Origin of the sequence: Campylobacter sp. JMF_15 NE4, from assembly GCF_027737645.1 — a bacterium.
GTDB lineage: Bacteria > Campylobacterota > Campylobacteria > Campylobacterales > Campylobacteraceae > Campylobacter_B.
Genome location: NZ_JAOVTY010000002.1, coordinates 53,051 through 68,255, shown reverse-complemented (window position 1 = coordinate 68,255; position 15,205 = coordinate 53,051). Strand labels below are relative to the sequence as shown.

Here is a 15,205-nt window from a genome sequence, read left to right as displayed (position 1 = left end):
CTATCATTACCCATTTTATTTTTGGAGTGGGTATGAAGACAAAGCGCAAATTTCTACTTTATGATAGGGCGATTTTATTTGCATTGCAAGATGCTGGCGTCAAACTTCGCAAAAGCGATGTTAGCTGGTTTTATACATCATTTTCGCCCGAAATTTACTATGTCTGCGAAAACAATACCTTTACGCTTCATCATAAAAAAGAAGATCTTATCCGCGAGGCTTTAAAATTTAAAATTTCCAAAGACGATTTTAACGAAGCCAAGGCCGATATGCAGGGCGAAATGGTGCAAAAATGCCGTTATGGCTTTGCGAATTCTCAGGCTGATTTTCACCTAGAAATTTACTCTTCCAGGCTATCTACGCTAATCACGCTAGTTGCGAATTTCAAAAGCGAAGAAGCTAGCAAGAAGTTTGATTTTATCAAAACATTTGGCGAGCACGAATTTTTAGATATCAGCGATGATTTTCGCTACAAAACACGCTATTTAGCGCGTTTTGGTAAGCCTTGCGAAAAGCTAAATTATGGCTTTGCCAAAAGCGTTTTTGAAAAATTTGACGATATGAAATTTCAAATCCCGCCATACGCCGATAGCGCGCAAAGTGCTGGCGTGATTTTTGCTAAAATTTATTCGCAAATTTTAAAATCGCACGATGAATATATGGGTGCCAAAGATGAGGAAGCGCTTCATAAATTTCGCATTGCAATGCGCAAAATGCGGGTTATGGTGAAATTTTTCGCTCCGCTTTTCGCACCAAAAATTACTGATGAAATTTTAACTCATCTCAAAAACATCGTCGGCAAAACAAACCAAATGCGAGATATCGAAGTATTTAGCAAATTTTTGGTGCAAAACTCCGCCCCAGCGCACTTTGGAGCGCAGATGAATACACTTGGGCGCAGTATTAATGAGCGCACAAAAAGAGCTTTAAGCGACGCTGAATTTGATAAATTTAGGGCTAAATTTGAGGATTTTTTGAAAAATTTAGGCGGAATTTACCTTAGCCCAGAGTATGAAAAAATCGCCAAAAAATTTATCTCAAATCGCCTAAACAAGGCGTTAAAAGCACTTAGAGGCGTGATGGGCGAATTAAACGAAAAAAGCGAAATCGCCAAATTTCACGACGCGCGAATTTATCTAAAAAAGGTTCGCTATGAGCTTGAATTTTGCGCTAGGATTTATGAGAGCGCTAGGATTAGCGAGGCTTACAAGCAGGTTAAAATCGCGCAAGAGAGCTTTGGTGCGCTCCAAGATGTGAGTATTTGGCAAAATTTCATCGCCATGTATCAAAAAGCAAGCGATAAAAACGACGAGAGTTTTAAATACCTTTTGGCTCTAAATAACGAGCTAATTGCCAAGACAAAGTCCCTAAAAAGCGAGATTTTAGCTCACAAAGATGAGTTTTTAAAATCCATAAAAAAAGCAATTGCAAAAATCAAAATATACAGATAGGAAAAATCGTGGAAAAACAAGAAAAAATCATAAAAATGTTCGATGAAATCGCGCCTACTTATGACAAGGCAAACCGCGCAATCAGCCTTGGCGTGGATACTTCGTGGCGCAAAGCAGGCGTGGGAGCGGCGCTTGAATACTGCAAAAACAAAAGCGTAAAAATTGCCGATGTAGCGTGCGGAACTGGCGATATGATTAAAATTTGGGAGGAATTAGCCCCAAAACACGGCGTTTCAATCGAGCAAATCATAGGAATTGATCCAAGCGTTGGTATGCTAGGCGTAGCCAAAGAGAAATTCAAAGACCACACCTTTATCACCGCGACTGCGACGCAAACGACGCTAGAAAACGCTAGCGTGGATATCGTAAGTATCAGCTATGGCATACGAAATGTAGTGGCCCTAGATGAAGCTTTGCGCGAGTTTAACCGCGTGATAAAACCAGGTGGCTTAGTCGTGGTGCTAGAATTTACCAAAGCCCAAAACGGCGGGCTAGTATTTAAAATGCGCGATTTTTATGTCAGCAAAATTTTGCCATTAATCGGTGGCGCGATTTCGAAAAACAAGGAAGCTTACGAGTATTTGCCAAGCTCAATCGGCAATTTCCTAGACACCGCAAGCTTCAAAGAAAAGCTCATAAATTCGGGCTTTGAGCCACTTGTGATAAAGGGATTTAGCTTCGATGTGAGCACGCTTTTTATCGCCAAAAAGGTGCGCGATGCTTAGCGTCAGCGAAGTCAATGAAAAGGCCAAAGCGCTACTAGAAACGACCTTTGCTGGTATCGAGGTCGAGGGCGAGATCTCGAAATTTAGCGAGCAAAGTATAAGCAAACACTGGTATTTTACGATAAAAGACGAAAACTCAGCCCTTAATTGCGCTATGTTTCGCTTCGCCAATCAAAAGGTAAATTTCGCGCCAAAAATCGGCATGCGTGTCGTGCTAACGGGCAAACTTACGATTTATCCAGCCACTGGTGCGTATCAAATCCAAGTAACGCAAATGCGAGAAGCTGGGGCTGGCGAGCTAGAAATGCGCTTTAACGCGCTTAAAGAAAAGCTCTTTTCCGAGGGGCTTTTCGACGCGTCGCACAAAAAACCGCTTCCGAAATTTCCGCGCCATATCGCGCTTATTACGAGCGCAGGATCGGCAGCGTGCGCGGATATGCTTAGAGTAGCAAACGATAGATTTCCTATGCTTAAAATTGATATTTACAACTCTTTGGTGCAAGGAACTAGCGCGCCAAACTCGCTCATATCGGCACTACGCAGGGCTGATAGCGCTGGGTATGACGCGATTATTATCGCAAGGGGAGGTGGTAGTAAAGAGGATTTGTGGTGCTTCAACGACGAAATGCTCGCCCGCGAAATTTACGCAGCGCAAACACCGATAATTTCGGCTGTGGGACATGAAATAGATTTTAGCATAAGTGATTTTGTCGCAGATCATCGCTCGCTCACGCCAACAGCGGCTATGGTGGATTTATTGCCTGAAATTTCCACACTTTATCAGAATTTAGACGGCGCGGAAAATTATTTGAAAAAATTTATAAATGAAAAAATCGCAAATTTGCATAGTGAGCTTAAAATGCGATATTTCGAGCTAAAAAGCAAGTCCGTGGATACCAAAATCACGCAAAATTTATTAAATTTGCAAAATTTAGAGATTAAATTTAAAAACACAATCAACGCCAAATTTGCAAATTTAACTCACCAAATCGAGCTAAAAAACGAAATTTTAAAACAAAAAGCAAGCTATTTTGAGCTTACCAAAGATTTAGTGCAAATCCAAAAAGATGGCAAAAAAATCAGCCTAGAAGAGCTACAAAGTGGCGATAAAATCGCGATTGTATCGCAAAATGCTAAAAAAGAGGCGCAAATATTAGATTAAATTTTAAGGAGGCAAAATGAGTAGAGTTATTAATTTCAGCGCTGGTCCTAGCACGATCCCGTTAAGCGTTTTAGAGCACGCCAAGGCCGAATTTACCGACTACAAGGGTCATGGATATTCGATTATCGAGATTTCTCACCGCACCAAAATTTTCGAGGAAGTCCTACATAGCGCAATGGCGCGCGTAAAACGGCTCTATGGCTTTGGCGAGAATTTTAAAATTTTGTTTTTGCAAGGCGGCGGCAGTTTGCAGTTCGCGCAAGTGCCTATGAATTTGATGACGCCAAATGGCTACGCCGAATACGCAAACACCGGCAACTGGACGAACAAAGCCATAAAAGAGGCGGAAATTTTAGGCATAAATCACCGCGTAATCGCAAGTAGCAAAGAGAGCAAATTCGACCATATCCCAGAGGTGAAATTCAGCGACGACGCCGATTATGGCTATATTTGCTCGAATAATACGATTTATGGCACACAGTATAAGGCTCTACCAAAGTGCAAATGCCCGCTAGTCGTGGATAGTTCGAGCGATTTGTTTTCTAGGCCTGTGGATATTTCAAGCGTGGGGCTGTTTTATGGTGGTATCCAAAAAAACGGCGGTCCGGCAGGTGTAACAATGGTGGCGATCCGCGAGGATTTGCTTGATAGGGCTGATGATACCAGCACGCCTATGATTTTGCGCTACAAAACCCAAGCAAACGCCGATTCTATGTATAATACCCCAAATACCTTTGGAATTTATATGCTTGATTTGATGTTAGAGTGGATCGAAAACGAAATCGGCGGTCTAGCCAAAATGGCTGAGCGCAACGAGCAAAAGGCTGCGATTTTATACGAGGCAATCGACGCGAGCGGCGGATTTTACGCTGGGCATGCGAGAGCAGATAGCAGAAGCTTGATGAATATTAGCTTTAATATCGCAAGCGGGGCCGAGGTCGAGGCGAAATTTATCGACGAGGCTAGCAAGGCTGGTATGATTGGGCTCAAAGGACACCGCGTGCTAGGCGGAATCCGCGCGTCGCTATACAATGCAATCACAGCGCAAAATGTCAAAACTCTCGTGGAGTTTATGAACGAATTCGCCCGCAAAAACGGCTAAATTTTAAAATCCAGGCTAAATTTGGCAAAGGCTAAATTTAGCCATTTTCTTCAAATTCCGCTAGCGCAAACTCCAAAATACTGAGTCGAAATTATTCTTATTGCAAGCGCAACGCGCGAAGTAATTTAGGCAAATTTTGTAAAAAAACTGACTTTAAATTTTTAATTCGTAGATTGCTTCGAATTTGCTACGCAAATTCTCGCAATGACAGATTATGCAAATTTTGCTCGCTATGTCATTGCGAGGAGCGATAGCGACGAAGCAATCTACGAGTTTGAAATTCATAAACGATAAATTTGCAAAATACTGACTTTAAAATTTTAAATTCGTAGATTGCCACGCTCGTTACACTCGCTCGCAATGACAAATTGAGCAAATTCTTGCAATGACAAATCAAACGCGCGCCTGCTTACAACGACAATGAATAATGCAAAATTTCAAATCTCGCCGCGGTTAAAGATATTTCTCATTGTGCGGAAAAAATTATCGGTAAATGTATCTTTGCGTAGTGTCAGCTCCAAAATCCACTCTTTGTAAGTTTTGCCCTTGCTAGCTAAAAGCTCGTCCAAAATTTTCTTACTAGCCTTAATCCCGCCTGTTTTCTCAGCCTCCAAAAGCTTGGCATAAATCGGCGCAATTGTCTCAATCGCAGAGCGTGGCGGAGCCTTGCGATATGCGGTATGCTCGTAAATCTCGCCACTTAGGGGATCGCGGTATGGGCGAAACTCTGTCATCACCCAATAATACCGCCCGTCTTTGGCTAAATTTTTAACCAGCGCGATAAAATCATGCCCTTGATTTATCTCGTCCCACATCATTTTAAAGGCGAGGCGTGGCATGTCTGGGTGGCGTATAATCGAGTGTGGCGAGCCTAGAAGCTCATCGGCGCTGTATCCGCAAATATAGCAAAAATAAGTGTTGGCAAAGGTGATAAAGCCCTTGGTATCGGTTTTGGATACGATGTAGCGATCGGGTTCTAGGCGAATTTCTTCGTTTTTGGGGGTTGGTTTTTTCATTTTGTCCGTTTTCCTTTTTTATAAAGCGATTATAATTTAAATTTGCTTATAAAACAAAATTTTTATCCTAGTTGCGCCTTGGTGGGCGAAATTTGAAAAATAATAAAGCAAAATTTGATTATAATTAAGGATTAAATTTGAGGCGATGAAATGGACGAAATATACGAAGCACTGATACAAAAATTACGAAATTTAATCGACAAAAACTCTGCCAAGGCTAGCGATTTGCGAAATGCTAGGGGGGACTTTTTCCCTAGCGAGGTCAAAATTTCCATTAAATGGGAATTTGACGGCGAATTTAGCGATGAGGTCGTAGCTGGTGGAGAAAACGCCTCAATCCATTTTGGCAAGGATAGAGCGGGGTTTGAAGCGCACGCAAGCGAGTGTATGAGCGAGGCCAAAAACAGCCAAAAACTGCATGAAATTTTACTTAGTTCGCTAAGAGAGGGCGCAAATTCGGCAATCGCAAGCGCGCAAGCACAGCAAAGGTATTATTCATTTAGCCCATTTAGCGTCTATGAGGGTTGCGAAAAATGCGCCCAAGAGGGCAAAATCGCCTGCAAAAAATGCGCAGGTTCAGGCACGCAAGATTGCTTGGCATGCGAGGGTGCGGGCAAACAGCCCTGCTTTGTCTGCGCAGGCGCAGGTCAGATCCCAGCCACATATATTAGGGAGCAAAGCGACGGCTCTACCAAAATGGTCGAGGGCGTGCAAACCTGCCAAAAATGCGGTGGCGCGGGCTATGAAGAGTGCCAAAAATGCGCTGGCACAGGGAAATTGAAGTGCAAAGCCTGCGACGGGGCTGGTTGGAGCGATTGCGAAGTATGCGCGGGAAATGGCTTTTTTATCCGCACTAGAAGCGTTTGCGCAAATGCAAGTGCAAGCGCTAGAATCGGACTGCGCCAAATCGCTTATAATGATGAATTTTTGGCGTATTTGTGCGCGCAAAATTTAGAATTTATTTCCAGCAAAATCGCCTTTACCCAAAGCGGGGAAGAGCTTAGCGAAAGTGCGTGCGAGGCCGAATATATCGGCAAATGCAAGGTGGTCGAGCTAAGGTTTGAAATTTTTGATAAAAATTATGTTTTGGTGGGCTTTGGCGATCCGCTTAGTATCTTTATAAAGCCTAAAATTTTCGATGATTTATTCGCCGATGACGCCATAAATTTGGTCAAAATTCAATCCCAAGGCGGTATGAGTGCGCGTCAGGCTTATGGATTTTTCGAGAAATATTCCGCTCAGCCCGTGCTTGATAGCGCGATGAAAAAAATCGCTAGCGCGCCAAATCCTAGCGAGGACGAGGCTACAAATATCGTAAAACGCTCATGCGAGGGCTTTATTGGCGATGAAATGGCGCGAAATATGAGCGCGATGATAAGGGGCTGTCTAGATAGGGTCTCGCCTACGCACTCGCGCGCTGTGTGGGGCGTGCTAGGCGCGATAGTGTGGGTGCTAGGCGCACTTGGGGCGTGTGGATTTATGACGGGGGCGCTAGGCAAAAGCGCGCTAGTGGGGATTTTGGGTGCGTTGTGTGTTTTCGCTCTGGCTGCTGGCGTGTGCGGTGCGGTGCTGTGGGGGCTAAGTAGCGTTTGGACGCTGATAAAACAGCGCGAAATCCCAAGCGGGTATCGCAGAAGTCTGCGAAATCGCCCTGCGTTTGTGAAATTTGCGAAAATTTTGGCTGTTTTTGTGCTAGCAGGGGGCGTGTATGGGGCACTAGCGGCTAAAAACAGCGTCCCAAAAATCGCGCTTGCGGGCAAATTTGAAAATTTAGCCAGCCAGCTGTGCGCGAAATTTAGCCATGAGGATAGCGCGAGCGCGCCAGTGGCGATAAAGGACGAGGGCAATTTCACCGTCGTGATAATCCGCGATGCAAACGATAGCGCAAATATCAGTCAAAAAGAGAAAATCCTCTTTATCCAAAAGGCTGTCGGAGCCAAGCAAGATGGGATTTTTGGTCGCAAAACCCGCCAAAGCGCGCAAAAATTTATCGAGCAGAATTTAACCAGCGTAGATGAAATTTACGAGGCTGTGAAAAAGAAGCAGAATTTAGAATAATATAGAAAAAGAATTTGAACAATGCACTTAATAAAAACTGATTTAAAAAAATATAAGAGATATATACATATTCAATTACTTATAGTCAGCGTTTGTGTTTTGTGTATAGATTCTCACCCAGATACAATCTTTACAAATTTAGGTTTGGTTTATTTTGCTTTATTTTCTGTGCTTTTAATCAAAATAAAGCAATTTTACATAATGTCAAAAACTGCAAAAAACAAAAATTCTTGGATTTTATATTTGATTGGAGTTTTGATTATTATGTTGGCGACTTGTTTGCATTTTCGTAATTTTGGATCTGATGATAGTTTGATGATTAATATTATTATTTTTTTAGGTTACCTATTTGGCGGTATTTTTATATACAAAACCTATTATGTTTTTTACAAATTGAGTGATAATGGTAATTTTTTAGTCAGCGTTTTTGCGATTTTGCTTATATTTGTCCCAAATTTTTATTTTGCTTTTGCAGCTATTGTTTCATATATAGAATTTATAAAGAATAGCCTAGAATCAATTACTTTTTTATTTTGCCTTTTTGTTTTTTTCATACATATTTATGTGATTATTTTGATTTACGCTAATTTATTTTTTGAATTTTTGATATATAAAAAAATGGCAAAATTAAATAAATAAAATTATTGAAAAAATTTGTGCGTTGTAAAAAATGCAAAAAATATATAATTTTTACGATACAAAAGATATGACTTGTCCAAATTTGTGACATACTCTAAAATTATGTAGAATTTGGAAAAGCACAAAAATTACAAGATGAGTGTATAAAATAAGATAAGAAAGATAAAAAAGGCGAAATTTAACCAAATTTCGCCCTGAATTTAGAATTATTCGATGATATTTGAGTTTTTGAGCACGACAAGGTGTTTTTTGCCAGCAAATTTCAACACCACAGCGGTGCTACTTTCGTCGATTTCTTTGACAAACTCGACGCCGATATCGCTAGGGCTTGCGCTCACGCTCTCTTTGATTTCATTTCGCAAAACGCTTTCAAAGGCTGAAATTTTATCGCTTTTAGCCTCCAAACGCTCTTTAAGCTCTGAGCTAAACGAGCTTTGCGGCGCAGTGTTTTTCGGGGCAGTGTTTTGAAAAGCGCTGTTTTGTGGGACTTCTTCAAATTCTTCTTCTATTTCATCTTGCATTTCATCGTCAAATTTATCGTCGCGTGGCTCGTATTCCTCCGCCATGACTTCCTCTATTTCGTCGCTTTGGGCTAGTTCTTGCCACGATTTTTCGCTCTCTTGGGTGAAGGATATGTTTTGGGCTACTTCGTCGCTGATTTCATCGTCGAAATTTGCCCGCGCTTCATAGCTACGCTCACCACCCTGCGCGCTTAAATCCTCGCTCTCGTCGCTACTTTGGCGTTCTAGCACAGATGAGTTGAACTGCTCCCAGGTATCATCTATGCTTTTGCGCCCTTTAAATCCCTTAAATTTGCGCACGAGCACCATTATTGCGCCGATTAGTAGCAAAATGACAATGCCGGGCAGTATCCAGCCAAGGCCAGAATTTGAGCTAGGCTTTTCTTGCTCGGTTTCGCTTTGGCTAGGCGAAACGCTCATTTGGCTTTGGTCGAAATTTGGGTTTTTGATATTGATCGAGAGCTTTAATTTCGCGTCTTGCGAAATCGCATTTGCGATCAAATTTGCCCCTGTGGGGAAGTTGATTTCGACATTGTTGCCCTTAGGCGCGATAGTAAATCCGCGCAAAACCTTTTGGTTGGTGCGCATTTCGTTGTATTTCTCTTCGCTGCCTAGGTTTTTTAGCACTAGGCTCATAGACTGCCCGTCAATCGTGCGCGTGATATCTGGCTCATACGACGAGTCGAAAGAGAGCACGATATCGACGCTATCGTCGTTGTTGAAAATTTCGTATTGTAATAAATTTGCCCCGAGGGCGAAATTTGCAAGTAAGATTAAAAGTAGTTTTCTCATTTTTTTCTTTCTTTATTCAAATAAATTTGCGATTTGTTTTTGTAGCTCGGCTCCGCTAAATTTCGCACACAAATTCACAATCGCAGTGCCGATTATCGCGCCGTCGGCAAAGGATTTGATTTCTGAAACATTTTCTTTGGTGCGGATTCCAAAGCCAATAGCCACTGGCAAATCGCTCATTTTATGCAGGTCTGCGACCATGTTTTTTAGCCTATCTAGCGGGGTTTGCTTCGTGCCGGTTACGCCGATCGCGCCCACACCGTAGATAAATCCGCTCGCCCTGCTTAAAAGCCTCGTGGCTCTATGCTCGCTAGTAACGCTAATTAGCGGGATTAGGGCAAGGTTAAATTTTTGGCACAGAGCGAATACTTCCTCGTTTTCCTCAAATGGCAAATCAGGGATTATAAATCCGCTAATCCCGCACTGCGCGGATTTTTCTATGAATTTTTCCACGCCGTAAGCGAAAATTAGATTGTAATACACTAAAAAAACTAGCGGTTTTTGCGTCTTTACTTCGCCTAAAATTTCAAACACCGTGTCTGTGGTAACGCCATTTTGCACGGCGCTAAAACTAGCGTTAAAAATATCTTTGCCATCGGCGATTGGGTCTGAGTATGGTATGCCGATTTCTAGCAAATCAAGCGCGCCAGCGTCTAAATTTGATAAAAATTCCTTCGTGTGCGCCACGCTTGGGTATCCTGCGACGATGTAGCCGATATTTGGCTTTTTGCCCTTAAATGCGCTTGCTATCTTATCCATAGATTGTTCCTTTTTGATAATTCATTACGGTGTTCATATCCTTATCACCGCGTCCGCTGACATTTACGATTATGGTTTTTTTCTCTTTCAAATTTGGGCAGAGTTTTTCGAGATAGGCTAGGGCGTGTGAGCTCTCAATCGCAGGGATAATGCCCTCTAAACGCGAGCAAAGTTTAAGCGCGTTTATGCACTCATCGTCTGTGACGGCGGCGTATTTGGCGCGAGCGATATCGTGCAAATGCGCGTGCTGTGGGCCCACACCCGGATAATCAAGCCCTGCTGAAATGCTATGGACCGGGTCGATCATGCCGTATTTGTTTTGTAAAACGATAGTTTTCATGCCATGGATTATGCCGGGTTTGCCCTTTGTGATAGTCGCAGCGTGATAAGGGGTATCCACGCCAAGTCCTGCGGCTTCGACGCCGATTAAATTTACGCTCTCATCGTCTAAAAACGCAGTGAAAATTCCAATCGCGTTGCTTCCGCCACCCACGCAGGCGATGACGAAATCAGGCTTAATGCCAAGTTCTGTGGCTTGTGCTTTGGCTTCGTCGCCGATAATGCGCTGGAAATCGCGCACCATAGCAGGGTATGGGTGCGGTCCCACAGCCGAGCCGATGACATAAAACACGCTTTCAATCTCATTTACCCATGCTTGAATTGCCGCTGTGGTGGCCTCTTTGAGCGTTTTTAATCCGTCAGAAATGGTGACTAAATTTGCGCCAAGTAGCTTCATGCGAAATGCGTTTAATTGTTGTCTTTGTGCGTCTAATTCACCCATATAAACATCGCACTCTAAACCCAAAAGTGCCGCAGCTGTCGCAGTCGCCACGCCGTGCTGACCTGCGCCGGTTTCTGCTATGACCTTTTTTTTGCCCATTTTTTTGGCGAGCAATGCTTGGGCTAGGGCGTTGTTTATTTTGTGCGCGCCAGTGTGGTTTAGATCCTCGCGTTTGAGATAAATCTCATGCCCGTAATGCTCGCTAAGGCGCGTAGCGTGGTAAAGCGGGCTAGGGCGACCGGCGTAGTTTTTCAGCAAATCTGCCAGCTCGTCTTGAAATTCTTTGGTTTTTGAAATTTTATCGTAAGCTTCCTCTAACTCTTCTAGCGCAAACATCGCAGTTTCTGGGACAAACTGCCCTCCAAATGCGCCAAAATATGCCTTTGCGTTCATAAGCGTCCTTCAAAAATAAAATTTGGCGATTATACAAAATTTAGCGTTAAATAGTGCTTTTGTGAAGGTTAAATTTTAAAATTTTAGGGCAAAAAAAATGCCCCGATTGCTCGGGGCAGCTGAATTTCAATCAATCAAAGATTATTTAAAATTCATATTTTTGATATCCTCGTCAAGTTTTTTGAGTCTATCAGAAGGATCAATCGCTGTTGGGTAGTTGTGAGATGTGATAACCTCTGGCTCAGGGATCTCGTCTGCGTTTTGGCGTAGAGCGATTGTGATACCGTATGGAGCTAGGGCATTAACAAGTGCTGCTTGACCCTCTCTTGCGATAGTTTGGCATTGTCCTACGATTCTGCTTGCTTCTTGTGGAGCGTGGAATCCGTAGCTGTTCTCGCTAAATCCGAAGTCCCAGCGAATGTGAGCTTTTCTGTGGTAAGCTAGAACATCTTTTAGTGCCTCGCTGATAGCTGCTTTTTGAGCGTCAGCATCAAGGCCTGAGAATTGCTCGTGTTTAGCTAGCTCTTCGCGTGCTGTAACGACATCTTGGATAAATGCCATTAGGTTGTTTTCACATTTTCTAAGCTCGAACGCATAGCGATTTTGGATAAATGAAATTCTATCTTTTAGCTCTTGCTCGCTTTGCATGTGGCAAGTTTTGCAAGCACCAGTGATGTCAGCATAAGGTGTTTGGATAGTGTGATTTGTGATTTTCTTAGCACCTTCGCGTTTGTATGGCATGTGGCAATCTACGCATGTTACACCGCTTCTAGCGTGGATACTTGTAGAGTATAGCTCTGCTTCTGGGTGTTGCATTTTTACGATTGGAGCGTCAGTTAGTTTGTGTTTGTAGTCGAATTTGAACTGACCATTTGCAGCTTTCTCATCGTAGTATTCATCGAAATTCTCGATTTTGAAAGGCTCATCTTTTTTCCATTTAGCCCATGGGAAAACTAGTGTAGAGTTCATGCCTGGATAGTATTCGACATGGCATTGCATACAAACATAGTTTCTCATCTCTACTCTTGTGCCTTTGATACCTGATTTAGGATCTGCTTCATAACCACGCTCAACCATTGCATTTACAAATCCTGGGCGAGTTACGCGTAGGCTCATATCATCTGGGTGGTGGCAGTCTGCACAGGCTGAACCTAGTTGAGCGCCGCCGTGAGGATCTTCGCCGTGTTTTTTAGTGATCATTTTAACAACATCGAAGTATGGGATAGAGTTCATTTTTGTCCATGCTTCTTTTTTGAATACGCCATTTTCTTTGTCATTGTCGAAATAACCCATTGGTTGGTTAAATGACTCTGGGCGAGTAGCTGGATCGTGTAATTCTTTATAATCAGGATCGCTCATTATAGCCATGATATGACCGCTGTGGCAGTTCATACAATATCCTGGTTGACCGTTAAATTTAGGCAATCCGTGAGAATTTAGATACTCTTTGTTGTTGCGTTTAGTCTCCATTTGATCTATTTGTGAATAGTAGTGAAGTCTTGGGCGATTGTAATCTACCGCAAACGCATAGCCCTTCCAAAATACGCTAGCAGCTGGGAAGCGGCGAAGTTTTGAGTATGGTAATGAACCAGCCCAATCAGTCTCGAAATTTATGTCTTTCATTTTCAAAGTCATATCAAGATGACTTGGGAAATTTTTACCCCACTCTTGGATATTTGGAACAGTATCGTCGTTCTTAGTAAGCATTAGTGGATATTCTCTATCCTCATTTTTTTTACTGTTAATGTCAGCGAAAAGCGCAAGGACGCCAGCACCTGCAAGTGCCGCGATGACAAAAACGGTAGCAAAAAGTTTTTTCATTATGGTACTCCTATTTAAATTTTAATAATTATGGGCGTGTCCGGCTTGTCTATGACAAGATACGCAACTAAGGGCTTCGTTTTGGACATCTGAGCCACCTGCTTGTTTAGCGTGAATCGCTGGTTCAGCATACTCTTTATGACACTCGATGCAGTTTTGTTGCACGATTGCTTTGCTCTTAGGGCTAGCTGAAAAAGCTACCGGGTTGTCCTTGAAAGTAAAAGCATAGCCATGGTGAAGACCGCTTTCTGCTTTCATTAGCCATTTGCCGACAAAGTCGTGTGGCAAGTGGCAATCACCACAAGTAGCGACATGCTGGTGACCACCTTTTTCCCAGCTCTCATAGACTTGGTTCATGACATGGCATTTTTTACAGGCGATTGGATCTTTGCTAAGATGCACTAGGCCGTCTGCATAGACAAATGTAAAAACACCGAAGCCAAACACTAAGCCTATCAAGGCTGAAAGAATGAGGCCGGCTACAGAAAAAGGCTTTTTCTGTGATGATTTGTTAGTAATCAAAGCACTCCTTTCATTTAAAATTTGTTAAGTTGGTATTTTAGCACGATTTAGTAAAAATTTATTGATTTAAATCAATAAATTTGCTTAAAATGTTACATAATTATAATTTATTACAAATTTTTTTTATTTGGAATTTTAGTAGGAATTTAAAGATAAATTTTTGCAAATTTATCTTTAAATTTTGAGTTTATTCTTCGTCGCTTTCTAGCTGCTCGAAGTCCATTTCTTCGATTTTATCGACCTTTGGTAGAACTAAATTTAAAACCACGCCCACGATTGCTCCAAGGCCAATTCCGCTAAATTTAGCAAAACCAAAATCCAGCACCAACCCGCCGATTGAAACGACCAAGATTAGCGAGATTATGACCATGTTTCGCGGATTTGACAGATCAACTTTGGCTTTGATGAGAGATTCCATGCCCACAGAAGCGATGATTCCAAAGAGCAAAATCATAATTCCGCCGATGACAGGCACCGGGATTGTGGCGATAAATGCCCCTAGCTTGCCCACAAATGCAAGCAAAATCGCAGTTATGGCTGTCCATGTCATAATGGCTGGGTTGAAGGCTTTGGTTAAGCGCACAGCGCCTGTAACTTCGCTATAAGTGGTGTTTGGCGGACCACCAAAACACGCAGCTGCCGTGGTCGCCAAACCGTCGCCTAAAAGCGTGCTTTTAAGCCCTGGGTTTTTTAAGAAATTTTCCTTTGTTACATTACTAATCGTCAAAATATCGCCGATATGCTCGATTGTAGGGGCTATGGCGATTGGAAGCATGTATAAAATCGCATTTAGATTAAAGCTTGGTGCGCTGAAATTTGGCATGGAAAACCACTTCGCGTTGCTAATGGGCGAGAAATCCACGATCCCAAAGCACAGTGAGGCGATGTATCCCACGAAAATACCAGATAAAATCGGTATAAGCCTGATGATACCCTTGCCAAACATTATGGCGATTATCGTGGCGATTAGCGAGATAAAAGCGATGATAAGCGCGGTGGTTTGCGGGATTGCGTCGATATCCTTTGCCATAGCCATATTCACAGCTGTTGGGCTTAGGATTAGGCCGATTGCGATGATGACAGGACCCACGACGACTGGGGGCAAGAGCTTGTGTATGAAGCCATCGCCTTTGTATCTAACCACAAAGCTAAGTGCTACATAGAGCAAACCTGCCGCCATTAATCCGCCCATTGTCGCACTCACACCCCATTGCGATACGCTGAAAGTTATCGGTGTGATAAACGCAAACGAACTAGCCAAAAATATCGGCACGACCTGCTTTCTCGTGCAAAGCTGAAAAACAAGCGTTCCAATACCAGCTGTAAATAGCGCAACATTAGTATCAAGTCCTGTCAAAATCGGCACCAGCACTAGCGCGCCAAATGCTACGAACAGAAACTGCACGCCTAAAAGCGAATCTTTTAGCCTAAAATTATATCCTTCATACCTCTCTGCCATTTTC

13 protein-coding genes are annotated in these 15,205 nt (G+C 42.7%); 6 read left to right on the top strand and 7 right to left on the bottom strand.

The window, feature by feature from the left end; all coding sequences use genetic code 11:
- Window positions 1–32 precede the first annotated feature (32 nt).
- The 4 genes from OFN98_RS04595 to serC are packed head-to-tail and all read left to right on the top strand — an operon-like array spanning window position 33 to window position 4,440.
- A complete protein-coding gene (locus OFN98_RS04595; RefSeq protein WP_270876631.1) occupies window positions 33–1,451 on the top strand; it encodes a CYTH and CHAD domain-containing protein in 1,419 nt (472 codons plus the stop codon).
- An 8-nt stretch (window positions 1,452–1,459) separates the two neighbouring features.
- Window positions 1,460–2,176 carry a bifunctional demethylmenaquinone methyltransferase/2-methoxy-6-polyprenyl-1,4-benzoquinol methylase UbiE gene (gene ubiE, locus OFN98_RS04590; protein ID WP_270859688.1) on the top strand — a complete coding sequence of 239 codons (717 nt, stop codon included), beginning with the start codon at window positions 1,460–1,462 and terminating at the stop codon, window positions 2,174–2,176.
- On the top strand, window positions 2,169–3,338 hold the full coding sequence (gene xseA / locus OFN98_RS04585) for an exodeoxyribonuclease VII large subunit (RefSeq protein WP_270874221.1): 1,170 nt from the start codon (window positions 2,169–2,171) through the stop codon (window positions 3,336–3,338). The genes ubiE and xseA overlap by 8 nt, the downstream gene beginning before the upstream one ends.
- A gap of 16 nt (window positions 3,339–3,354) precedes the next feature.
- Window positions 3,355–4,440, top strand: a complete 1,086-nt coding sequence (gene serC / locus OFN98_RS04580) for a phosphoserine transaminase (RefSeq protein WP_270876630.1) — start codon at window positions 3,355–3,357, stop codon at window positions 4,438–4,440.
- Between the two features lie 437 nt (window positions 4,441–4,877).
- Here the strand turns inward: serC and OFN98_RS04575 are convergent, their stop codons facing one another.
- The gene (locus OFN98_RS04575) at window positions 4,878–5,456 is read right to left on the bottom strand and encodes a PAS domain-containing protein (protein WP_270859685.1); all 579 of its coding nucleotides are present in this window, start codon (window positions 5,454–5,456) and stop codon (window positions 4,878–4,880) included.
- 150 nt (window positions 5,457–5,606) lie between these two features.
- Between OFN98_RS04575 and OFN98_RS04570 the strand changes: the two genes are divergently transcribed.
- Together OFN98_RS04570 and OFN98_RS04565 are read left to right on the top strand one after the other, a co-directional pair.
- Entirely contained in the window at window positions 5,607–7,514 is a 1,908-nt protein-coding gene (locus tag OFN98_RS04570; RefSeq protein ID WP_270874219.1) for a zinc finger-like domain-containing protein, read from the top strand.
- 201 nt (window positions 7,515–7,715) lie between these two features.
- Entirely contained in the window at window positions 7,716–8,153 is a 438-nt protein-coding gene (locus OFN98_RS04565) for a hypothetical protein (protein ID WP_270876629.1), read from the top strand.
- A 206-nt stretch (window positions 8,154–8,359) separates the two neighbouring features.
- On the opposite strand, the gene OFN98_RS04560 is transcribed toward OFN98_RS04565, so the two are convergent.
- The 6 genes from OFN98_RS04560 to OFN98_RS04535 all read right to left on the bottom strand — a co-directional run bounded on the left by OFN98_RS04560 (window position 8,360) and on the right by OFN98_RS04535 (window position 15,201).
- Complete coding sequence (locus OFN98_RS04560; RefSeq protein WP_270874217.1) at window positions 8,360–9,466, bottom strand: hypothetical protein; 1,107 nt, start codon at window positions 9,464–9,466, stop codon at window positions 8,360–8,362.
- Window positions 9,467–9,478: 12 nt separating this feature from the next.
- Window positions 9,479–10,225, bottom strand: coding sequence for a tryptophan synthase subunit alpha (gene trpA, locus OFN98_RS04555; protein ID WP_270859681.1), 747 nt, complete (start codon window positions 10,223–10,225; stop codon window positions 9,479–9,481).
- Complete coding sequence (gene trpB, locus OFN98_RS04550) at window positions 10,218–11,399, bottom strand: tryptophan synthase subunit beta (protein ID WP_270874216.1); 1,182 nt, start codon at window positions 11,397–11,399, stop codon at window positions 10,218–10,220. Before trpB ends, trpA begins: the two co-directional genes overlap by 8 nt.
- Before the next feature lie 141 nt (window positions 11,400–11,540).
- Window positions 11,541–13,220, bottom strand: a complete 1,680-nt coding sequence (locus OFN98_RS04545) for an ammonia-forming cytochrome c nitrite reductase subunit c552 (protein ID WP_270862141.1) — start codon at window positions 13,218–13,220, stop codon at window positions 11,541–11,543.
- Between the two features lie 21 nt (window positions 13,221–13,241).
- Entirely contained in the window at window positions 13,242–13,742 is a 501-nt protein-coding gene (gene nrfH / locus OFN98_RS04540) for a cytochrome c nitrite reductase small subunit (RefSeq protein ID WP_270859678.1), read from the bottom strand.
- Window positions 13,743–13,929: 187 nt separating this feature from the next.
- A complete protein-coding gene (locus OFN98_RS04535; RefSeq protein WP_270871420.1) occupies window positions 13,930–15,201 on the bottom strand; it encodes a uracil-xanthine permease family protein in 1,272 nt (423 codons plus the stop codon).
- Window positions 15,202–15,205: the final 4 nt, after the last annotated feature.